The organism is Actibacterium mucosum KCTC 23349, from assembly GCF_000647975.1.
Classification (GTDB): domain Bacteria; phylum Pseudomonadota; class Alphaproteobacteria; order Rhodobacterales; family Rhodobacteraceae; genus Actibacterium; species Actibacterium mucosum.
In genome coordinates this window covers 255356-275516 of sequence record NZ_JFKE01000003.1, presented here as the reverse complement: position 1 = coordinate 275516, position 20161 = coordinate 255356, and the positions used below count along the sequence as shown (strand labels likewise).

The window sequence follows — 20161 nt, the reverse complement described above, 5'->3', positions numbered from 1 at the left end:
AATGATGAAAACCAAACTGCTCGCAACCCTGACAAGCTCGGCCATTGCGCTGGCGTCGGCCGCATCGGCCGAGGTCACGCTGCAATTCTGGGACAACCAACAGACCGAAAGCGGCCTGTCGCAGTTTCAGCAGGCCGCCGTTGATCGGTTCATGGCCGAAAACCCTGACATCAAGGTGGAAGTCACCACCATTCCTTATCCCGAATACCAACAACGCCTGCTGACCGCGGTACAGGGCGGAAACGCGCCCGATATCGCGACGCTGGACCAGATCTGGGTGGCTGCATTTGCTGAAGCTGGTGCCGTTGCTGATCTAAGCGAGGCCGCCGCCGGTGCGGGCCTGTCGCGCGATCAGTTCTTTGGCGGTGCCTGGGATTCCGCCAGCTATAATGACGGCCTTTATGGCATCCCCTTTAACGTCGATGTCTGGCAGTTCAATTTCTACAACAAGGACTTGCTGGATGCGGCAGGTGTCAGCCCGTCTGATCTGACGACCTTTGAAGGGCTGCGCGCGGCGTCCGAGAAACTGACCGGTGACGGCAAGTTCGGCATTGGCCTGTTTGGGCACCGCGGCGAAGACACCGTGGTTGTGATGAACTCGTTCATCTTCTCCAATGGCGGTGCGGTGCTGGATGACGCGGGTGCCTGCGCTCTGAACGCGGCTCCGGCAGTGGAGGCGATGGAATATGTGCAGGACCTGGCCCAATTCGCCCCCGAAGGTATCCTGAACGCCAATTCCGGCAACATGCGCGAGCTGTTCCTGAATGGTTCGTTGGCGATCGAATTCTGGCCGGCGTTGGAGCAGCCGACCCTGCAGAAATCCGACATCAACTGGGGTTTCGTGAACGGCACCGCCGGGGCATCCGGCAAGGGTGTGGGCACCTTTGGTGGCTGGAACCTGGCCGTGTTCGAAAGCTCGGCTCAGCAAGAGGCCGCGTGGAAGTTCATCGAGTTCATGGTGCGTGAAGACGTCAATGGCGACGTTGTCGACCTGATCCCGGCAAACAAAGCCGCCGCAGCACCTTTCCTTGAGGCCAACCGGCAGGGTGCGGACGACATCATGGCGCATCTGTCCAACGCCAATCCGCGCCCGCTTTCAGCCCGTTATCTGGAAGTCGCCGACATCCAGATGACCCTGTACCAGGACGTATTCTCGGGCGCGAATGTGCAGGAGGCTGCTGACGCCGCCTGCGCCGATATCGACGCCCTGAACTAAGCTGGCCGGGAAACCGGCCCTCCCCGGGCGCGGCAACGGGCAACTGCCGCGCCCACTTACGGACAAAGTGATGACACGCAAAGACAATTGGCTGATCTGGGCATTCCTTGCCCCCACACTCACCCTTTTGGGGGTGTTTCTTTACTACCCGATGATCGGCACGGTCATCGAAAGCTTTTACGACACCTCGTTCATCTCGCCTGAGCCGCGCTTTGTCGGCTGGGCCGTGTACGAGAAGGTCCTGAACTCGCGCCAATTTTCCGAGATCGTCTGGAATTCTGTCATCTGGACGTTGGGCGTTGTGGTCTTGCAGAACCTGTTGGGGTTCTTCACCGCGGTGCTGCTGAACCAGGGGCTGCCGGGACAGGGGGTAATCCGGGCATTGGTGTTACTGCCGTTTGTTTTGCCGGGCGTTGTCACTGCGATCCTGTGGCGGTTCATGTATGACCCGCAACTGGGACTGGTGAATTCCATCTTCATACGGCTGGGGCTTTTTGAAGACAGCGCGGCGTGGCTGGCCTCGTCCGATACGGCAATGGCGGCGGTGATCTTTGTGGCAGTTTGGAAAGGGTTCCCCTTTTCGATGCTGATCTATCTGGCCGCCCTGCAGAACGTTGACAAAAGCCAGATGGAGGCCGCAACGCTGGACGGTGCCGGCGCTTTGCGGCGGCTGATCGACGTGGTGCTACCCGCAATTCGTGACGTGATCCTTGTGAACTTCGTCCTGACGCTGATCCTGACCTTCAACTATTTCGACATCGTTTGGGTGCTGACCCGCGGCGGTCCGCAGAACGCCACGCATATCTTTCCGACCAAGATCTTCGAAACCGGATTTGGCCAGTTTCGGTTTGGCGAGGCCGCAACCTATGGCGTGTTCTCTATCCTTGTTCTCGCGGTGCTGGTGGCGATCTACGTGATCGTGCAGCGCGCCACCGCAAACCGGAGGCCGGTGGCATGAACGCATCGAAATCTACCCGTGTCATCCAGATTGCGTTGCAGATTGCGCTGGCGGCCTTCGTGCTGCTGCCATTTTTCTGGATGATCTCGGTCAGCCTGAAACCCGCGACCGAGCCCTTTGCCATCCCCGCGCGCCTTTGGCCGCAGGATCCGACGCTTGAAAACTATGTCACTGCCTTCCGGCCCGAATTCCGGACCTATTTCGTCAACTCGATGATCGTTTCAGGCGCGTCGGTGGTAATCACCGTGGTACTGGGCCTTTTGGCAGCTTATTCCTTCAGCCGCGCGCAATTGCTGATCATTACGGTCCTGATGGGCGGTGTGGTTTTGGCGCAGATGTTCCCGCATTCGGCCATCATCATCCCGTTCTACAAGATGATGCGCGCGGCGGATCTGCTGAACACCTATGCCAGCCTGATCATCGCCTATGTCTCGGTCACGCTGCCGGTTGCGGTGTGGATGTTGCGCGGTTTTCTGCTGAAGCTACCCGTCTCGCTGGAAGAGGCCGCGGCTATTGATGGGGCCAGCCCCCTGCGCATCTTTTGCGAGATCGTGGTACCGCTGGCCCGGCCCGGCGTGATCGCCACCGCCGTCTACGTTTTGATCGTGACGTGGCAGGAATTCCTCTTTGCGCTCAGCTTCACCTCGACCAAAGAGATGCGCACGCTGCCCGTGGGACTGAACGACTTCATCGGCCAATACGGTATTCGATATGGCGAGTTGATGGCGTCCTCGGTGATGGTCTCGATGCCGGTGATCGCGGTGTTCTTCTTCCTGCAACGCTACTTCGTCGCCGGGCTGACTGCCGGCGCGGTGAAAGGATAAGGCCCATGGCTTTGATCGAGATTTCCCAGCTGATCCCCGGTGTGCGGCAACTGATGTTCAACCGTCCTGACAAGCTGAACGCGCTGTCGACGCCTTTGATGGCCGAATTCGATACGGCACTTGATGCGGTCGCAAAAGATGAAACGGTGCGGGTTCTGGTGCTGCGCGGGGCAGGCGGCAAGGCCTTTGTGGCGGGTGCGGATATTGCCGAATACCAAGGCGACAAACGGGCCGCGTTCATTGCGTATCAGATGAATTCGCGCCGGGTATTTGACAAGCTGGAGGCGCTGGGCAAACCGGTTATCTGCGCGATTGATGGCTTTGCCCTTGGCGGTGGGTTCGAGATCGCACTGTGCTGCGACATCATCCTTGTGACGCCCAATGCGCAGTTGGGGCTGCCCGAGGGGCGTTTGGGCCTTTGCCCCGGCGGCGGTGGTACACAGCGCCTGACCCGTGCCGTGGGCAAATATGCGGCCCTTGACCTAATGCTGGCCGGTTGGCGGATGAGCGGTGAGCGCGCGCATCAACTGGGCATAGCGGCAGAGGTGTCCGAGGATCTGGACGCCGCGTTGATGCAACGTGCCCGCGCCTGTCTGAAGATTGCGCCGCTGGCCCAGGCCGAGATGAAGAGGCTGGCGCTGCAAGGCCCCGATGCGCCGGCAGAGACCGCCAAAAGCTACGAGCAAGAGGTGCTGTTCCGCCTCTATTCCACCGCGGACGGTCAAGAGGGGATCGATGCGTTTCTTGAAAAACGCGCCCCGGAATTCAAGGGGGCGTGAAGGATGGAATTTGAAGGCAAAACAGCCGTGATCACCGGCGGGGCCATGGGAATTGGCTTTGCTTGCGCGCAGATGTTGTATACCCGCGGTGCCTCGGTTGTTGTGGCGGATGTCAACGCCGAAGAAGGGGCCGCCGCTGCTGCCCAACTGGGCGACAGGGCGCGGTTCGTGGCCACCGACATGCGCGACATGAACGCAGTTCAGGCCATGGCAGATACGGCCGCTGACGTTTTTGGTGGCGTCGATATCCTGATCAACAATGCCGCCATCGCGCTGGACGGCGTGGTCGACGAGATTGACGAGGATCGTTGGACCACGGTCATCGACACCAACCTGACGGGATATTGGCGCGCCATGCGGGTCTGCGTGCCGATGATGCGCGCGCGTGGCGGAGGGGCAGTGGTGAACATGTCGTCGGTCCAGGGGCTGCGCGGCTTTCGCGGCTGGCCGGCCTATGCGGCAGCCAAGGGTGGGGTAAACGCGTTGACGGTACAGGCGGCGGTCGATCTGGCCCCGGCGGGCATTCGCGTCAACGCCGTGGCCCCGGGCACGATCATGACCCCCCTGAACGAAAAGATATTTGCGACGCGTCCGGATGCCGAAGAACTGATCGAAACATGGAACGCGGCGCACCCGCTGGGCCGGTTTGGGCAGCCGGAAGAGGTTGCCGAGCTAGCGGTTTTTCTTGCTTCGGACAAAGCGGGGTTCATCACCGGCGAGGTGGTCCGTGTGGATGGTGGCCTTGCCATGAAGGCAGAACGATGAGCCAGATGTTCACCCTTTCCAACAACCACGGTTCGATCACCATCGACCCGGCTTTGGGGCAGTTGTTCGAGGTGTTCCTGACCGATGGCGAACGCCTTATCGCGCCATTGAACCGCGCGCCTTGGGTGGATGACCCGGCCATTCAGGCTGATCCATCATTACTGCCCATCGAGAAACGGCTGGGCGGCGATTTTTTCTGCGCACCATTCGGGGGCAGCGAGATCGATGGAGTTCCCAACCACGGCCACACTGCCAATTCCCCTTGGGACATTGAGGCGCGTGAGGCTGCGCAGGTCACCATGCGCTCTGCCTTTCCGATCCTTGGCGCGACGGTTCGCAAACGGGTTCAGCTCGGTGCAGACGCCCCGTTGATCTATCAGGAACACTGGATCGAAGGTGGCGAGGGCAAGTTGCCCGTCGCTCATCATCCTATGACACGGCTTGCCGGGCGGGGGCGGCTTAGCTGCTCACCCAAACGCATGATCCGCGGTCGTAAAACACCATTGGATCCCGGGTTCAACCGCCTTGCCGTGGGCGTACAGACGCAAGACCTGACGGCCTTTCCGGCGGCCGATGGTGGCACCGTGGACCTGACCCACCAACCCATCGGTACACGGCACGAGGACATGGTCGTGATGATCGAGGCCGAAGACAGCCTGCTTGGCTGGACGGCGATACTGCGCGAGGCCGAAGATGACATCGTTTTTGTCCTGAAACACCCGCGCATTTTGCCGTCTACCATGTTGTGGTTTTCCAACGGCGCGCGCGACTATGCCCCGTGGAACGGCCAGCATACCGGCGTGATCGGGATCGAGGACGGTCGCGCCCTGGGGGGAGAGCCAGGGTCCAACGCTGCCGGTCCCAACCCGGTCAACGCCCTGGGTGTGCCGACGGTGTTTGATCTGTCGCCGGGTACGACACACCGTATTCCCCATGTCATCGGCGCCATCGCCCGGCCGGCGGGTTGGGACATGGTTGAAAATATTGAAATCGATGGCGCGCATCTGATCCTGACCGGATCAAATGGCGCGCAATACGGCCTGCCTTTCCACGCAGGTTTCTTTGAGGAGGACGGCTGAATGGCCACGGTAGAGCTGAGCAATCTGCAAAAGAACTTTGGCGCTTACACGGCGCTGGAAAACCTCAATCTCTGCATCGAAGACGGCGAGTTTCTGGTCCTGCTGGGGCCCTCGGGCTGCGGCAAGTCCACCACGATGCGGCTGGTTGCCGGTCTGGAAGAGCCGACATCGGGCGACATCCTGATTGGCGGGCAGCGCGTAAATGATATGGCGGCACGCGACCGCGACCTTGCCATGGTGTTCCAGAACTATGCGCTGTACCCGCATATGACCGTGGGCGAGAACATTGGCTATCCGTTGAAAATTGCCCGCATTCCCAAGGCGGAACGGGCAAACAAAGTGGCCGAGGCTGCTGGCAAGGTGGAAATGGACCATCTGCTCACCCGCCGCCCTGCCGAATTGTCCGGCGGGCAGCGGCAACGTGTTGCGCTGGCCCGCGCCATCGTGCGTCGTCCGCAATTGTTCCTGATGGATGAACCGTTATCGAACCTCGACGCCAAGCTGCGCACCGTGATGCGGGCAGAGCTGAAACACCTGCAAAAAGAGCTGGCCACCACCACGATCTATGTCACCCATGATCAGGTCGAGGCGATGACGCTGGCCGATCGGATCGTCATCCTGAATGATGCGCGCATTCAACAGATGGGCACCCCTGCAGAGATCTATGCGCGCCCTGCCAACACCTTTGTCGCCAGCTTTATCGGCTCCCCCCCGATGAACCTGATCACCGGTACCCTGGCCGAGGGCATGTTCCGTCATACCGCCGGACAGGTTGCCGTTGATGGCGCGGCAGGTCCCGTGACACTGGGCATTCGCCCCGAAAACATCAGCGTGAGTGACACCGGTGATTTGACCGGGACGGTCTATTCCTCAGAGCTGCTGGGCGATTCCACCTTGCTGAACATCCGCGTGGGTGACGGGTTGGTCGCCGCCAAAGTCGGTCCTGACGAAGGTCGCGCCATGGGGGCACCCGTTGGCCTGACACTGAACCGGGCCAAGTTGCACCTGTTTGACGCCGAAACCGGAGACCGCCGCGCGTGAGCTATGCGATCGACACGTCACCAATCCTGCCGCTGAACAAGGCGCGCGTGTTCTTCGACGGCACGTTTTCTGACCCCAAGCTCAGCCATCCCGAAGGGGTGGCCGTGGGCCCCGATGGCTGGATCTGGGCGGGAAATCAGGATGGCGATATCTGCCGCATCTCGCCCGATGGCGCGGTTCTGGAACGGGTCGCCTCGACCGGAGGCTTCGCACTGGGCCTGGCCTTTGACGCCGACCGGGCGTTGTTCATTTGCGATATGAAACACGCGGCTGTGTTCCGGCTGAGCCTGAAAACCCGCAATCTGCGGCGGTTCACCCGACCCGGCATACGCATCCCCAATTTCCCGGCCATTGACCCGGCCGGCGGGCGGCTCTTTGTGTCTGACAGCTATGCGTCCGGCCAGTCGGGGCCGGGTATCTGGGCCTTCGACCTTGTGACGGGCGAGGGTGGGCTTTGGTACGATCAGCCGATGCAATTTGCCAACGGTCTGGCCCTTCGGGGGGATGATCCGGCGGTCTACGTTGCCGAAACCTTTGGCCACAAGATCACCCGCATCCCGATCCGGCCCGATGGCCGCGCGGGACAAGCCGTGGATTTTGCAACTGATCTGCCGGGGTTGCCCGACGGCATCGCTTTCGATGGCGCCGGTAACATGGTCGTCGGCTGCTACGAGCCCTCGCGCCTGCTGCGCATCACGCCCGACGGTTCGCGCACCGATCTGCTGATCGAGGATACGACCGCGCATACTTTCTGCCACCCGACCAATGTCGCCTTTGACGGTGACCGCCTGTTCACCGCCAATCTGGGCCGGTGGCACCTGACCGAGGTTCAGATGGATGTTGGCGCGCCTGCCTTGTGGAGCCTGACATGAGCTTTCTGGGCCTCACATGGGATCACCCGCGCGGCTATGACGCCTTGGCCGAGGCAGCGCGGAGGGTGAACGCGCCCCGCAACAAGCCATTGATCACATGGGCGAAACAGCCCTTGGAAGGGTTCGAAAGCGCGCCCATTGCCGATCTTGCCGCGCGTCACGACCTGCTGGTGCTGGACCATCCCCATATTGGCGAAGCCGTGGCAGAGCAGTGCCTGATCCCGCTGGAAGACCTCTATGAAGCCCGCCAAATTACGGCATGGCAGGCAGAATGCGTTGGGCCTTCGTTGGCCTCTTACGCTTGGAACGGCGTGCATTGGGCCTTGCCTCTGGACGTGGCCACGCAGGTTATGGCCTGGCGCGCCGACCGCGTCGCGGCACCGGGCAACTGGGCTGATGTTTTGGCGCTTGCCGAAAAAACACCGGTGGCCCAGTCGCTGGGCGGGCCGCATGCCTTTCTGACGCTGATCTCAATAGCGGCAGGGCAGGGGCACAGGGTCGGCGGCAACGACCTGTTGCCCGGCGAAATGATGGGCGTTGCGCTGGACATCATGCACCGCCTTTACGCGCAACGTCCCAAGGGTTCGGAACATGCCAATCCGATCCAATTGCTGGAAACCATGGCGGCGGGGCATGACATCGCGCTGATCCCACTGATCTTTGGCTACGTTACTTATGCGCGCCCGGGTCCCCACGGCCACGCGATCCGTTTTGGCGACAGCTTGGCCAAACCCGGCGGGTCCGGCGGCGTGCTGGGGGGCACTGGCATTGCCTTCACCAAGCGCGCCAAACCTGACCGCGACCTGCTGGATCACGTTGCGTGGCTGATGCAGACCATGACACAAACCGCCTTGATCCCGGCTTTTGGCGGCCAACCTTCGGCGCGCACGGCTTGGCGTGATGCCGACGTGAATGCCGATTGGGGAGATTTCTATGCGGGCACGTTGCAAACTGCAGAAACCGCGCTGCTGCGCCCGCGCTTTGACGGCTATATCGCTTTCCAGAACGCCGCCGCCGCCGTGATCCGCGAGGCACTGGCGGCAGGCACCCCGATCCCGAACACCATTCAAACCATCAAGAACCAATGGCACCGCGCCCGAATTGCCGCACGTGGTGAACTTGACGACAACAGAGGACCGGCAACATGACCGATGCATCCCAACCGCAGGCGCTTGGCGGCCTGCGTATCCTCGATTTCTCTCACCTTCTGCAAGGCCCGTTTGCCACGCAATTGCTGGCCGATCTGGGGGCCGATGTGATCAAGATCGAACGGCCCGGCAAAGGCGACCTGTTCCGCTCGCTCACGTTTCGCAACAAGTGGGTCGGCGGCAGTGAAAGCCCAAACTTCCTGGCTTGGAATCGCAACAAGCGCAGTCTGGCCCTGAACCTGAAAGAGCCGCGCGCGCGCGACATCATCATGGACCTTGCGCGCGAGGCCGATGTGGTTGTGCAGAACTTTCGCCCCGGTGTGATGGCGCGGCTGGGCTATGGCTACGATGACTTCGCCGCCGTTAACCCGCGAATCGTTTATTGCTCGGGCTCAGGCTATGGCGAGGACGGGCCCTATGTGACGCGTCCGGGCCAGGACATGCTGATCCAGGGGCTGACCGGGGTAATGGCCGCCACCGGGCAGGCCGACAACCCGCCCACGCCGGTGGGTGCGGGGTTCTCGGACCAGGTGGGCGCCATGAACATGGTCTACGGCATTCTGTCCGCGCTGCTGTGGCGCGAACGGTCCGGCAAAGGGCAGGAGGTGCGCATCAACCTGCTGGCCGGGATGTTGGCGCATCAAAACCAGGAAATGGTTATGGCAATGAATTTCAACGAAGATTTCCAGCGCCCCAATTCTGGCATAGGTCATCCGGGCATGGACGCGCCCTTTGGCACCTATCCGACCACCGATGGCTGGGTCACCATCGCGATGAGCCCCTTTGCCACGCTGGTGGGCGTGCTGGGCAATGACGACCTGCTGGCCTATGACGACCCCGAAACTCTGTTCACCAAACGAGATGAGGTGTGGCGAAAACTGGCCGCCGAAACCGGCAAATGGTCGACCGATGACCTGTTGCGGGCGCTGTTGGCTGCCGACATTTGGTGTGGCGAGGTGAAATCGCATCTGGGTGCGGCCGAAGATCCGCAAGTGCAACATCTGGGCCTGATCCAGGGCTATGAGCACCCCAAGGCGGGCCATGTCCGTGTGGTCGGACCGGCTATCGGCATGTCAGAAACGCCGCCCGCGATCACGCGGCACGCGCCCATGGTTGGCGAACATACGCGCGAGATTCTGGCCACACTGGGGCTGGATTCGGCACAGATCGACACGCTGATTGCTGAAAAGGTGGCCGGGGTCAGCGACTGACCCCGGCATTCTGATACCCGCGCTGACCTAGTCTTTTTGGGCCGCTGTCTTCTTTGCAGGCGTCTTTTTGGTCGCGGTCTTTTTCGCCGTGGTCTTTTTGGCGGCGGTCTTCTTGGGGGCGGCCTTTTTCTTGCCGCCCTTCTTTGCGGCGCGTTCGGCGATCAGTTCTACCGCCTGTTCCATGGTCACCGTGGCGGGGTCCATGTCTTTCGGCAAGGTGGCGTTGATCTTGTCCCATTTCACATAGGGGCCATAGCGCCCCTCCATCACGTTTACCGGGCCACCGTCCTGCGGGTGTTCGCCCAGTTCTTTCAATGCCTTGGCCGTGCTTCCACGCCCGCGCCCGTTCTTGGCCTTTTCGGCCAACAGCTCGACCGCGCGGTTCATGCCGACGACAAACACCTCTTCGACATCCGGCAGGTTGGCATAAAGGCGGCCATGTTTCACAAATGGCCCATAACGGCCGATGCCGGCCTCGACCAGTTCGCCATCCTCGGGATGTGCGCCAATCTCGCGCGGCAGGCTCAGCAATTGCAGCGCGCGGTCCAAATCGATCTCGGCCGGTTCCCATCCTTTGGGCAGCGAGGCGCGCGGTGGTTTCGGCTCCTCTTCGGTGGGCTCTCCCTTTTGCACATAGGGGCCAAAGCGGCCAATGCGCAGGGTGATCTCATCCTCGCCATCATGGCCCAGAACCTTGCCGTCCAGCTCGGCATTGCCATCGTCGCCATTGGGCACACCCAAAGGCCGGGTATAACGGCATTCGGGGTAGTTCGAGCAGCCGATGAAAGCCCCACCCGACCGGGCGGTTTTCAGGTTTAGCGTGCCAACCCCGCATTTCGGGCACAGGCGCGGATCGGTGCCATCCTCGTTTGGGGGGAACAGATGCGGGGCCAGAACCTCGTTGATCTTGTCCAGAACCTCGGAAATGCGCAGCTCGGCCGTTTCTTCGATCGCTGCCGTGAATTCGCGCCAAAAACGGCCCAGAACGTCGATATAATCGCGTTCACCTGCCGAGACATCGTCCAGCTCGGTCTCCAGGTTCGCAGTGAACTCATAGCCCACATATTTGCGGAAATAGTTCATCAGAAAGGCGGTCACCAGGCGGCCCTTATCCTCGGGCTTCAGGCGGTTTTTGTCCTTCAGAACGTAACCGCGATCCTGAATGGTGGTCACGATCGACGCATAGGTCGACGGGCGGCCAATGCCCAGCTCTTCCATGCGTTTCACCAGCGTTGCCTCGGTGTAGCGGGGCGGCGGCTGGGTGAAATGCTGTTCCGGGGAAATCGCGCGTTTGTCGGCGGTTTCGCCTTGGGTGATCTGGGGCAGGCGCTTGTCGTCGTCATCGACAACAACATCGTCCTTGCCTTCCTCGTAGACCCGCATGAAACCGTCGAACAGAACAACCTGACCGGTGGCGCGCAGCACTACTTGGCCATCGGCGCTGCTGACATCCACGGTGGTGCGTTCCAGCCGCGCACCGGCCATCTGGCTGGCCAGGGTGCGTTTCCAGATCAGGTCATAAAGCTTGCGCTGGTCGTCATCGGCCACCCGCAGGTTCGCCGCATCGCGCGTCATGTCCGTGGGGCGGATACATTCGTGTGCTTCCTGCGCGTTCTTGGCCTTGTTTTTATAGATGCGCGGGCTGTCGGGCACGTATTCCTTGCCGTAACGGTCGCCAATGGCATCGCGGGCGGCGGCCACGGCCTCGGGCGCCATGTCGATCCCGTCGGTCCGCATATAGGTGATGTGCCCGGCCTCATACAGCCGCTGCGCCAGGCTCATGGTCTGCCGCGCGCCAAAGCCAAACTTGCGGCTGGCCTCCTGCTGCAGGGTCGAGGTCATGAAGGGCGGGCTGGGGTTGCGGTTGGCGGGCTTGGCCTCAACCGATTTGACCGTCAGCTCGCGGCTGTTGATCGCCTGCACCGCCAGTTCGGCCGCGGTTTCATTCTCGATATCGTAGCGGTCCAGCTTTTGGCCGCCCAGAACCGTCAGGCGCGCCTCATAGGTCTGGCCGCGCGGCGTGGCCAGCTGCGCTTTAACCGACCAGTATTCGCGGGGACGAAAGGCCTCGATCTCCATCTCGCGCTCGACGATTAGGCGCAGACAGACCGATTGCACCCGACCCGCCGATTTGGCCCCCGGCAGCTTGCGCCACAAAACCGGGCTGAGGTTGAAACCCACCAAATAGTCCAGCGCCCGGCGCGCCAGATAGGCATGTACCAACGGCTCGTCCACGGCGCGCGGGTTCTTCATTGCGTCGGTCACGGCGGCCTCGGTGATGGCGTTGAACACCACGCGGCTGACGGGTGTGTCCTTCTTGATGGCCCGGCGTTTGCGCAGCGCCTCTTCCAGGTGCCAGCTGATCGCCTCGCCCTCGCGGTCGGGGTCGGTTGCGAGGATCAGCGCGTTGTCATCCTTCAGCGCGTCGGCGATGGCTTTGACATGTTTGCGGCTGTCAGTGCCGACCTCCCATTTCATGTCAAAAGCATTCTCAGTATCGACCGAGCCATCTTTGGGCGGCAGGTCACGCACGTGGCCGTAAGACGCCAAAACGGTGTAGTCAGGCCCCAGGTATTTATTGATTGTTTTCGCTTTCGCGGGGGACTCAACAACAACGACGGGCATAGAATTCCTTTCGACTCGGGGCAGTCCCCTTGGCGCGGCAACATGTGGCGCGACAGCGGGTATTGTCAATGCGGGCAATCGCCCGGAACAACCTTTGCGCGTGGAATGGATGAGGAAACAGGATGAAGATCGGTCGAATTCTAACATTGGTTTCAGTTGTTCTTTTGGCCCAAATGGGCGCGGCGCAAGGGTGGCAGGAGCCAGAGCGCGGCAGCGCCACGCGTAGCGACCTGATGAATGCAATTCGGCCGCATGCCGAATGGGCATTGGGTGCGCCGGTGGAGTTTGTCGTAAACGATCTGCGTGTCGCCGGTGGGATCGCCTTCGCGTCCTTGGCACCGCAACGCCCCGGTGGCGCGGTGATTGATCCTGCGCGAACTCCTGCCGCTATGCGCGGGCAGTTTGATCCGATCTATATGGACGGTGTGGCGCTACAAGTGCTGTACGTGCAATCGGGCGCGCTGTGGGTTGCATTGCATTGGGAGTTCGGGGCAACCGACGTATGGTGGGCAGATCCCTCGCTTTGCCTGCGGTTTTCACCCGTGATCCCCGAAGTCTGCTAGTTCACCCGTGCCAGCAGCCCACCGGGCTGACGCTGAATGCGCCCTTCCAGTTCCAGTGTCAGCAATTGCGGGGTCACGGACTGTGCCGGCAGCGCCAGATCGCGGATCAACTGATCCTCTGCCAGTGGAGAGGGGCCAAGACGGTCAAGGATTTGGCGGTGCAACTGCGCGGTTTCGGCAAGGGCGCGGGGCCGTTCAGGCGGCGTTTCGGCCGGCAGTGCGGGCGGTTGGTCGAACATGTCCTGTTGAACCGGCGCTGTCGCGGGCTGCAGCAACTCAATCACGTCATCCACGCCCCGGATCAAGGTGGCGCCATCACGGATCAGCATATTACACCCCGACGCGCGGGCGTCGAACGGGTGGCCCGGCACGGCCAGCACCTCGCGCCCCTGGTCCAACGCGTCGCGCGCGGTGATCAGGCTGCCGGATTTTGCCGCTGCCTCAACCACAAGGACGGCTTGCGCCATGCCAGAGATGATGCGGTTGCGGCGCGGGAAATGGCGCGCCTGCGGTTGCAGCCCCGGGGGCTGTTCCGAGATCAACAGCCCCGATTTGGCAATGTCGTCTGCCAGGGCGGCATTCTCGGCGGGGTAAATCACGTCCACGCCACCGGCAAGAACCGCCGCAGTCCCGTGTGGCAGGGCCGCCAGATGTGCGGCGGTGTCGATCCCGCGGGCCAGGCCCGAAACCACGACAAACCCGGCTTCGCCCAACTCTCCGCCCAGTCGCCGCGCCATGCGCGTGCCCAGAGACGAGGCGTTGCGCGCCCCCACCAGCGCCACCATCGGGCGCCGGGTCAGGGCCGCGTCGCCGCGTATCCACAAAAGTGGTGGCGGGTCGGTGATCTGCGCCAATGCCGGTGGATAGCTGACAGCCCCGACAGCTTCCAACCGGGCACCGCTTGCGCGGCCTTGGGCCAATTCCTGAATGGCAAGGGTTTCGGGATAAGGGGTGTATTTCTTTTCCCCTGCGTTTCGGGCGACTTCGGGCAAATGGTCCAGTGCTGCTTGCGCCGATCCGTGTTCGCTCAGAAGGCGGTAAAAGGTGGTCGCGCCAACACGGCGCGACCGAATGAGCCGAAGCCACGCCACCAGGTCCTCTTCCTGGGTGGGTGGTGCGAGAGGGTGGGTGGAAGAATATGTGTCCACTGGTCGCGCAGCTCCGCTCATTCGTGGAGCCAGTCTTGGCGAAAGAGGGTTAACGCGTGGTTACCATAATCCCGATGTTCGCGTTTTTTTCACGTCTCACGCCGCCGAGCCGCCAACCGTCAGCCCGCCCATCAGCAGGGTGGGTTGTCCCACCCCCACAGGCACCCATTGCCCCGCCTTGCCGCAATTGCCCATACCGGGATCCAGAGACATGTCGTTGCCGATGGCGCGGATCTGCTGCATGGCCGCCGGACCGTCGCCAATCAGCGTCGCACCTTTGATCGGCGCCCCGACCTTGCCGTTCTTCACGCGATAAGCTTCGGTGCACGAGAAGACAAATTTGCCGTTTGTGATGTCGACCTGACCACCGCCAAAGCCCACCGCATAGATGCCATCCCTGAGATCGGCCAAGATGTCCTTCGGGTCGGCATCGCCGCCCAGCATGTAGGTGTTGGTCATGCGCGGCATGGGCGGGTGGGCAAAGCTTTCGCGACGCCCGTTGCCGGTTGGGGCCACATCCATCAGGCGTGCGTTCTGGCGGTCTTGCATGTACCCCACCAGGATGCCGTCCTCGATCAGAACGTTCTTGCCTGATGGCGTGCCTTCGTCGTCCACGGTGATCGATCCGCGTCGATCCGGGATCGTGCCATCGTCCAGCACCGTGACACCCGGTGCAGCCACCTGTTGGCCCATCAGCCCGGCAAAGGCCGAGGTGCCTTTGCGGTTGAAATCGCCTTCCAGCCCGTGACCCACGGCCTCGTGCAGCAGGATACCGGGCCAACCGGGCCCAAGCACCACGTCCATCTGGCCGGCCGGCGCAGGTTCGGCGGACAGGTTGACCAGGGCAATGCGCAAGGCTTCGCGCGCAACAGGTTGCCAATGGTCCTGCGCAATCAGGCCGTCCAGCCCGTAGCGCCCGCCACCGCCGGCCCCGCCGCTTTCCCGGCGGCCGTTCTCTTCCACGATGACCGAGATGTTCAGCCGGCTCATCGGGCGGGTGTCCGACACCAGATGCCCATCGGCACGCATGATAAACACTTCTTGCAGGCTGGCCGCCAAGGTGGCCGAAACCTGCACCACGCGTTTGTCCAGACCTCGGGCAAAGTCATCGATCTCTTTGAGGACGTCGATTTTTACGCCGAACGGTGCGGCACTGACAGGATCGGCATCCGTATATAGTCGCGTATTCGTTGGTTGCGGAGCGGGGGCCATGACGCCGCCGCCATCGCCAACAGCCAGTCGTGCGGTCTCGACCGCGCGGCGCAACGACGATTCGCTGATCTCGGTGGAATGGGCATAGCCCGAAACCTCGCCACGAACCGCGCGCAGGCCGAATCCCTCGGACGCGTCGTAATTGGCCGTCCGGATGCGCCGATCATCCAGAACCAGCGACTCGGACCGACGCCGTTCAAGGAAGAGTTCGCCATCGTCAGCCCCTTCAAGCCCTGCGCGCAACTGTGTCAGCGTGGTTTCACGGTCCAGTTTGGTCTGAAACGGGTCGAAGGGGGCATAGCTCATGAGGCGTGCGAACCTTTGTGTCGTTGATCTGTCGCAAATCGCGGCCCAATGCCGCAACAGATTTGCTTGTTTCACCTCGCCTAATATGGTTTTTGGGCCGCGAAACACAACGGGTACCGGCCAAACCGGGCCCGCCGGCGGCATTTGTCGCGCTACGAACGGGAAAAAAACATGCGGATTTCGAACTTGTTTTCGGGCCTTTCGGCCATGGCTGCGGCAGGAATCAGCGCCAAGACAGCAGCGGCGCAGGACGGGATTGAAGGGCTGGACGTGATCGGTGTACCGACACCGGGCGCCCTCGGCTTCCAACCCGCCGCGACCGAGCTTGCCCGGGATCTGCAAGGTCTCAACAGCCTGATCCTTGTGATCATCACCGTGATCACGATCTTTGTAGTCGTCTTGCTGGGCTATTGCGTCGTGCGCTACAACCAGCGCGCCAACCCGACCCCTGCCAAGTTCACCCATAACTCGCCGCTGGAAATCGCCTGGACCCTGATCCCGATCCTGATCCTGATCGTGATCGGCGCCTTTTCGCTGCCGGTGCTGTTCAAACAGCAGGAGATCCCGGTTGCCGACGTGACGATCAAGGCCACCGGGTACCAGTGGTACTGGGGTTACGAATATGTCGACGAGGGCGTGGAGTTCGAAAGCTTCATGTTGCCCAAGGAAGATCTGGCTGATTATGGCTATGAGCCCGAACACTATCTGCTTGCAACGGACACCACTGTTGTTGTTCCCACCGGCAAAACCGTTGTGGTGCAGGTCACCGGTGCCGATGTGATCCATGCATGGACCATCCCGGCCTTCGGCGTGAAGCAGGACGCGGTGCCCGGCCGTCTGGCCGAGCTGTGGTTCGAAGTGGATGAAGGCATGGAAGGCGTGTATTTCGGCCAGTGTTCCGAGCTGTGCGGCAAGGATCACTCCTATATGCCGATCACCGTCAAGGCGGTAACGCAGGATGAATACGATGCATGGCTGTCGCGCACGGCAAGCGCACAGACCGGCGTGCCGCAAAACGTACAGCTGGCCTCGGCCGACTAAGATCGGGGCGGCGCAGGCCGCCCTGCGCCACCCTTCTCGAAAAGGTAGCAAATGACCGACGCAACCTCGAACCTGGCCCAAAGCGGCGAAGCGCAGTTCGGCGACTATATCGCCCTGCTGAAGCCCCGCGTGATGTCGCTGGTGGTGTTCACCGCGATGGCCGGTTTGCTTGTGGCGCCGGTGCATGTGCACCCGTTGCTCGCCTTTGCGTCGATCCTGTTCATCGCCATTGGCGGCGGCGCGTCCGGTGCGCTGAACATGTGGTGGGACGCCGATATCGACCGGGTGATGAAACGCACTCGGAACCGCCCGATCCCCTCGGGCCGCGTGACCGCAGACGAGGCGCTGGCCGTGGGGCTGGCGCTGTCGGGCTTGTCGGTGATGATGCTGGGGCTGGCCTCGAACTGGCTGGCGGCGGGCCTTTTGGCCTTTACCATCTTCTTTTACGCCGTGATCTACACGATGTGGCTGAAACGCTCCACCCCGCAGAACATCGTCATCGGGGGCGCGGCGGGGGCCTTCCCGCCGATGATCGGCTGGGCCGTGGCCACCGGCGGTGTCAGCGTCGAAAGCGTGCTGATGTTCATGCTGATCTTCATGTGGACGCCGCCGCATTTCTGGGCCTTGGCGTTGTTCATGAAATCCGATTACAAGGATGCCGGCGTGCCGATGCTGACCGTGACCCACGGGCGCAAGGCCACCCGCGCGCATATCCTTGTCTACACCGTTCTACTGGTTCCGTTTGCTCTGGCGTTGGGCGTGACTTCGATTGGCGGGCCGGTCTACATGGGCACCGCATTGCTGTTGAACGCCCTGTTCCTGAAAGGCGCATGGGACATCTGGCGCCGGGACGAGGCGCAGGCCGAGGCCGACGGTTATGCGACCGAGAAATCGGTATTCAAACTGTCGCTGGCCTATCTGTTCCTGCATTTCCTGGCGCTCATGGTGCAAAACCTTGTTCCCGGGTTCGGGTGGGAGTTGCTGGCATGAGCTTTCGCGACGACCACGAATTGCACAAGCGCCGCTTTGGCCGCAACATGGCCCTGTTTGCCGTTCTGGCGGGCTTTGTTGTGTTGATCTTTGGCATGACCATCGTTCGCGTGGGCGAGATCGGCCCGGGCAACGAATCTGCGCAGGAGGCCAGCGAGTGAGCGTTGCCCCCAACCCCAAGCGCACCGTGATGCAACTGGCTGGCGTGATCCTGTTCATGGGCGGCATGGCATGGGCTTCGGTTCCGCTTTACGATCTGTTCTGCCGCGTCACCGGCTATGGCGGCACGCCTTTGGTGTCCGAACAGGGTGCCGACGCGGTGTTGGACAAGACCGTAACCGTGCGCTTCGACGCTTCGAAAGAGCGTGACATGCCATGGGAATTCAAACCCGTGCAGCGCAAGATGGATGTGAAAATCGGTGAAACCGGGCTGGCGTTTTACGAGGCCTACAACCCGACAGACCGGCCCATCGCCGGCAGTGCCGCCTTCAACGTCGCGCCTTATGCGGCGGGTGGGTATTTCACCAAGATCGATTGCTTTTGCTTTACCGAACAGGTGCTGCAACCCGGCGAACGGGTGCAGATGCCCGTGACCTTCTACGTTGACCCGGCGATTGTTGACGATGACGAGGGCAAGTTTGTCCACACCATCACGCTGAGCTATACGTTTCATCAAATCGAGCTTCCTGAGGAGCTTGCACAGACAGATGCTGCCGTGGACCTGACCGGGCCACGGACCGCAACCCAATAACACGGCTTAAACGAGGGAGCCTGACTGCCATGGCGCACGCAAAAAACCACGATTACCACATCATCGACCCGTCGATCTGGCCTTTGATCGGCGCTGTTGGGGCGTTTTTTATGTTGTTGGGCGGCGTCGCTTGGATGACCGGCGGCATCGAAGTGCTGGGTCTTCTGTTTGGTACGCCTTTGACAATCTCCGGGCCGTTTCTTTTCCTGGCTGGTTTGATTGCTGTCCTCTATGTCATGTTCACATGGTGGTCGGACGTTGTGGCCGAAAGCCGCGCCGGCGACCACACGCCCGTTGTGCGCATCGGCCTGCGCTATGGCTTTATCCTGTTCATCATGTCCGAGGTCATGTTCTTCCTCGCGTGGTTCTGGACCTTCTTCAAGCACGCGCTGTACCCGATGGGCCCTGACAGCCCCGCAATTGATGGCGTTTGGCCGCCCGCGGGGATCGAGACATTTGACCCCTGGCACCTGCCGCTGATCAACACGCTGATCCTGCTGTGCTCGGGTTGTGCGGCCACCTGGGCGCACCACGCGCTGGTGCATGACAACAACAAGACCGACATGAAGAACGGTCTGATCCTGGCTATCGCTCTGGGTGTGCTGTTCACCTTCTTCCAGGGCTACGAATATTCCCACGCCGCCTTTGGCTTTGCCGGGAATGTCTATGGCGCCAGCTTCTTCATGGCCACCGGCTTCCACGGTGCGCACGTGATCATCGGCACGGTGTTCCTGTTTGTCTGCCTTCTGCGTCTGACCATGAAAAACGACTTTACGCAGGAAAAGCACATCGGGTTCGAGGCCGCTGCGTGGTACTGGCACTTCGTTGACGTTGTGTGGCTGTTCCTGTTTGCCGCCATCTATGTCTGGGGTCAGTAACGCCCGCCGGGCGACGCCCGTTGATTAAATGCCCAAAGCGCGGAGCGATGCTTCGCGCTTTGTTTGTCTAAGGGACTCGAACCATGCTGCGCCGCGCCATCCTTCCGCTGATCTTCGGGCTCGCCGGGGCGGCGGCCCTCATCTCGCTGGGCCTGTGGCAGATGCAGCGGTTGGAATGGAAAGAGGGGGTGTTGGCCGAGATCGAGGCAAAGATCTCCGCCGATCCCGTGCCTTTGGGCGATGCCCCCAACAAGTATCAGCCCGTGCGCCTGCAAGGCGACCTCGCGGCGTCAGAGCTGCATGTTCTGGTCAGCCGTAAACTGGTCGGCGCGGGGTATCGGGTGATCGTGGCGATGGACGACAGCCTGTCGGGGCAGCGTGTGCTGCTGGACCGTGGCTTTGTGGCGCTGGATGCACGGGATGACAGCCGCCCGGCGCAGACCGGGCTGACGGTGACCGGCAATGTGCATATCCCCGACGAACGTTCGAACGCCACGCCCGACAATGACCCGGCCCAAAACATCTGGTTCGCCCGCGATATCGACCAGATGGCCGCCGCGCTGAACACCGCGCCGATCCTGGTGGTGGCGCGCAGCGACACGGGGCAGGGGGTGGATCCCTGGCCCGTGGGCACCGAGGGTATTCCGAACGACCATCTGAACTATGCAATTACGTGGTTTTCGCTGGCATTTGTCTGGCTGGGGATGACAGCGCTGTTTGTCTGGCGTATCAGGCGGCAAACAGACTGAAGGGA

Annotated in this window: 20 protein-coding genes; 17 read left to right on the top strand and 3 right to left on the bottom strand. The window is 61.6% G+C overall.

Annotated elements, in window-relative coordinates; genetic code table 11:
- Positions 1–4: 4 nt before the first annotated feature.
- From ACMU_RS07920 to ACMU_RS07875, 10 genes are all read left to right on the top strand, one after another.
- Positions 5–1216, top strand: a complete 1212-nt coding sequence (locus ACMU_RS07920; RefSeq protein ID WP_035258766.1) for an ABC transporter substrate-binding protein — start codon at positions 5–7, stop codon at positions 1214–1216.
- Positions 1217–1286: 70 nt separating this feature from the next.
- Positions 1287–2174 (top strand): carbohydrate ABC transporter permease, encoded by an 888-nt coding sequence (locus ACMU_RS07915; RefSeq protein ID WP_035258181.1) that lies wholly within the window; start codon positions 1287–1289, stop codon positions 2172–2174.
- Complete coding sequence (locus tag ACMU_RS07910) at positions 2171–2998, top strand: carbohydrate ABC transporter permease (RefSeq protein ID WP_035258178.1); 828 nt, start codon at positions 2171–2173, stop codon at positions 2996–2998. The genes ACMU_RS07915 and ACMU_RS07910 overlap by 4 nt, the downstream gene beginning before the upstream one ends.
- 5 nt (positions 2999–3003) lie before the next feature.
- Complete coding sequence (locus tag ACMU_RS07905) at positions 3004–3777, top strand: enoyl-CoA hydratase/isomerase family protein (RefSeq protein ID WP_035258175.1); 774 nt, start codon at positions 3004–3006, stop codon at positions 3775–3777.
- Positions 3778–3780: 3 nt separating this feature from the next.
- Positions 3781–4542 carry an SDR family NAD(P)-dependent oxidoreductase gene (locus tag ACMU_RS07900; RefSeq protein WP_035258174.1) on the top strand — a complete coding sequence of 254 codons (762 nt, stop codon included), beginning with the start codon at positions 3781–3783 and terminating at the stop codon, positions 4540–4542.
- Positions 4539–5621 (top strand): hypothetical protein, encoded by a 1083-nt coding sequence (locus tag ACMU_RS07895; RefSeq protein ID WP_051588164.1) that lies wholly within the window; start codon positions 4539–4541, stop codon positions 5619–5621. Before ACMU_RS07900 ends, ACMU_RS07895 begins: the two co-directional genes overlap by 4 nt.
- Positions 5622–6662 carry an ABC transporter ATP-binding protein gene (locus tag ACMU_RS07890; RefSeq protein ID WP_035258172.1) on the top strand — a complete coding sequence of 347 codons (1041 nt, stop codon included), beginning with the start codon at positions 5622–5624 and terminating at the stop codon, positions 6660–6662.
- Complete coding sequence (locus ACMU_RS07885) at positions 6659–7534, top strand: SMP-30/gluconolactonase/LRE family protein (RefSeq protein ID WP_051588162.1); 876 nt, start codon at positions 6659–6661, stop codon at positions 7532–7534. Before ACMU_RS07890 ends, ACMU_RS07885 begins: the two co-directional genes overlap by 4 nt.
- Entirely contained in the window at positions 7531–8682 is a 1152-nt protein-coding gene (locus tag ACMU_RS07880) for an extracellular solute-binding protein (protein WP_081805446.1), read from the top strand. Before ACMU_RS07885 ends, ACMU_RS07880 begins: the two co-directional genes overlap by 4 nt.
- Positions 8679–9893 carry a CaiB/BaiF CoA transferase family protein gene (locus ACMU_RS07875; RefSeq protein ID WP_035258170.1) on the top strand — a complete coding sequence of 405 codons (1215 nt, stop codon included), beginning with the start codon at positions 8679–8681 and terminating at the stop codon, positions 9891–9893. Before ACMU_RS07880 ends, ACMU_RS07875 begins: the two co-directional genes overlap by 4 nt.
- A 27-nt stretch (positions 9894–9920) precedes the next feature.
- On the opposite strand, the gene topA is transcribed toward ACMU_RS07875, so the two are convergent.
- Positions 9921–12518, bottom strand: coding sequence for a type I DNA topoisomerase (topA, locus tag ACMU_RS07870; protein ID WP_035258168.1), 2598 nt, complete (start codon positions 12516–12518; stop codon positions 9921–9923).
- 122 nt (positions 12519–12640) lie between these two features.
- Between topA and ACMU_RS07865 the strand changes: the two genes are divergently transcribed.
- A complete protein-coding gene (locus ACMU_RS07865) occupies positions 12641–13081 on the top strand; it encodes a hypothetical protein (protein ID WP_035258165.1) in 441 nt (146 codons plus the stop codon).
- Here ACMU_RS07865 and dprA read toward each other — a convergent pair.
- Both dprA and tldD read right to left on the bottom strand, forming a co-directional pair.
- A complete protein-coding gene (gene dprA, locus ACMU_RS07860) occupies positions 13078–14250 on the bottom strand; it encodes a DNA-processing protein DprA (RefSeq protein WP_035258164.1) in 1173 nt (390 codons plus the stop codon). The genes ACMU_RS07865 and dprA overlap by 4 nt on opposite strands.
- Before the next feature lie 75 nt (positions 14251–14325).
- Positions 14326–15747: a metalloprotease TldD gene (gene tldD, locus ACMU_RS07855; RefSeq protein ID WP_035258162.1), complete on the bottom strand. Its 1422-nt coding sequence runs from the start codon at positions 15745–15747 to the stop codon at positions 14326–14328.
- A 171-nt stretch (positions 15748–15918) separates the two neighbouring features.
- Between tldD and coxB the strand changes: the two genes are divergently transcribed.
- The 6 genes from coxB to ACMU_RS07825 all read left to right on the top strand — a co-directional run bounded on the left by coxB (position 15919) and on the right by ACMU_RS07825 (position 20156).
- The gene (gene coxB, locus ACMU_RS07850) at positions 15919–16788 is read left to right on the top strand and encodes a cytochrome c oxidase subunit II (RefSeq protein ID WP_035258160.1); all 870 of its coding nucleotides are present in this window, start codon (positions 15919–15921) and stop codon (positions 16786–16788) included.
- A gap of 51 nt (positions 16789–16839) precedes the next feature.
- Entirely contained in the window at positions 16840–17778 is a 939-nt protein-coding gene (gene cyoE / locus ACMU_RS07845; RefSeq protein ID WP_035258158.1) for a heme o synthase, read from the top strand.
- Positions 17775–17939 carry a hypothetical protein gene (locus ACMU_RS19585; protein ID WP_035258156.1) on the top strand — a complete coding sequence of 55 codons (165 nt, stop codon included), beginning with the start codon at positions 17775–17777 and terminating at the stop codon, positions 17937–17939. The genes cyoE and ACMU_RS19585 overlap by 4 nt, the downstream gene beginning before the upstream one ends.
- Positions 17936–18529 carry a cytochrome c oxidase assembly protein gene (locus tag ACMU_RS07835; protein WP_268870861.1) on the top strand — a complete coding sequence of 198 codons (594 nt, stop codon included), beginning with the start codon at positions 17936–17938 and terminating at the stop codon, positions 18527–18529. The genes ACMU_RS19585 and ACMU_RS07835 overlap by 4 nt, the downstream gene beginning before the upstream one ends.
- Positions 18530–18558: 29 nt before the next feature.
- On the top strand, positions 18559–19407 hold the full coding sequence (locus tag ACMU_RS07830; RefSeq protein ID WP_035258154.1) for a cytochrome c oxidase subunit 3: 849 nt from the start codon (positions 18559–18561) through the stop codon (positions 19405–19407).
- A gap of 83 nt (positions 19408–19490) precedes the next feature.
- Positions 19491–20156, top strand: coding sequence for an SURF1 family protein (locus tag ACMU_RS07825; RefSeq protein ID WP_035258151.1), 666 nt, complete (start codon positions 19491–19493; stop codon positions 20154–20156).
- Positions 20157–20161: the final 5 nt, after the last annotated feature.

Coding starts and splice junctions, on each gene's coding strand:
- ACMU_RS07920 (WP_035258766.1), top strand. CDS start 5: ATGAAAACCAAACTGCTCGCAACCCTGACAAGCTCGGCCATTGCGCTG.
- ACMU_RS07915 (WP_035258181.1), top strand. CDS start 1,287: ATGACACGCAAAGACAATTGGCTGATCTGGGCATTCCTTGCCCCCACA.
- ACMU_RS07910 (WP_035258178.1), top strand. CDS start 2,171: ATGAACGCATCGAAATCTACCCGTGTCATCCAGATTGCGTTGCAGATT.
- ACMU_RS07905 (WP_035258175.1), top strand. CDS start 3,004: ATGGCTTTGATCGAGATTTCCCAGCTGATCCCCGGTGTGCGGCAACTG.
- ACMU_RS07900 (WP_035258174.1), top strand. CDS start 3,781: ATGGAATTTGAAGGCAAAACAGCCGTGATCACCGGCGGGGCCATGGGA.
- ACMU_RS07895 (WP_051588164.1), top strand. CDS start 4,539: ATGAGCCAGATGTTCACCCTTTCCAACAACCACGGTTCGATCACCATC.
- ACMU_RS07890 (WP_035258172.1), top strand. CDS start 5,622: ATGGCCACGGTAGAGCTGAGCAATCTGCAAAAGAACTTTGGCGCTTAC.
- ACMU_RS07880 (WP_081805446.1), top strand. CDS start 7,531: ATGAGCTTTCTGGGCCTCACATGGGATCACCCGCGCGGCTATGACGCC.
- ACMU_RS07875 (WP_035258170.1), top strand. CDS start 8,679: ATGACCGATGCATCCCAACCGCAGGCGCTTGGCGGCCTGCGTATCCTC.
- topA (WP_035258168.1), bottom strand. CDS start 12,518: ATGCCCGTCGTTGTTGTTGAGTCCCCCGCGAAAGCGAAAACAATCAAT.
- ACMU_RS07865 (WP_035258165.1), top strand. CDS start 12,641: ATGAAGATCGGTCGAATTCTAACATTGGTTTCAGTTGTTCTTTTGGCC.
- dprA (WP_035258164.1), bottom strand. CDS start 14,250: ATGAGCGGAGCTGCGCGACCAGTGGACACATATTCTTCCACCCACCCT.
- tldD (WP_035258162.1), bottom strand. CDS start 15,747: ATGAGCTATGCCCCCTTCGACCCGTTTCAGACCAAACTGGACCGTGAA.
- coxB (WP_035258160.1), top strand. CDS start 15,919: ATGCGGATTTCGAACTTGTTTTCGGGCCTTTCGGCCATGGCTGCGGCA.
- cyoE (WP_035258158.1), top strand. CDS start 16,840: ATGACCGACGCAACCTCGAACCTGGCCCAAAGCGGCGAAGCGCAGTTC.
- ACMU_RS19585 (WP_035258156.1), top strand. CDS start 17,775: ATGAGCTTTCGCGACGACCACGAATTGCACAAGCGCCGCTTTGGCCGC.
- ACMU_RS07830 (WP_035258154.1), top strand. CDS start 18,559: ATGGCGCACGCAAAAAACCACGATTACCACATCATCGACCCGTCGATC.
- ACMU_RS07825 (WP_035258151.1), top strand. CDS start 19,491: ATGCTGCGCCGCGCCATCCTTCCGCTGATCTTCGGGCTCGCCGGGGCG.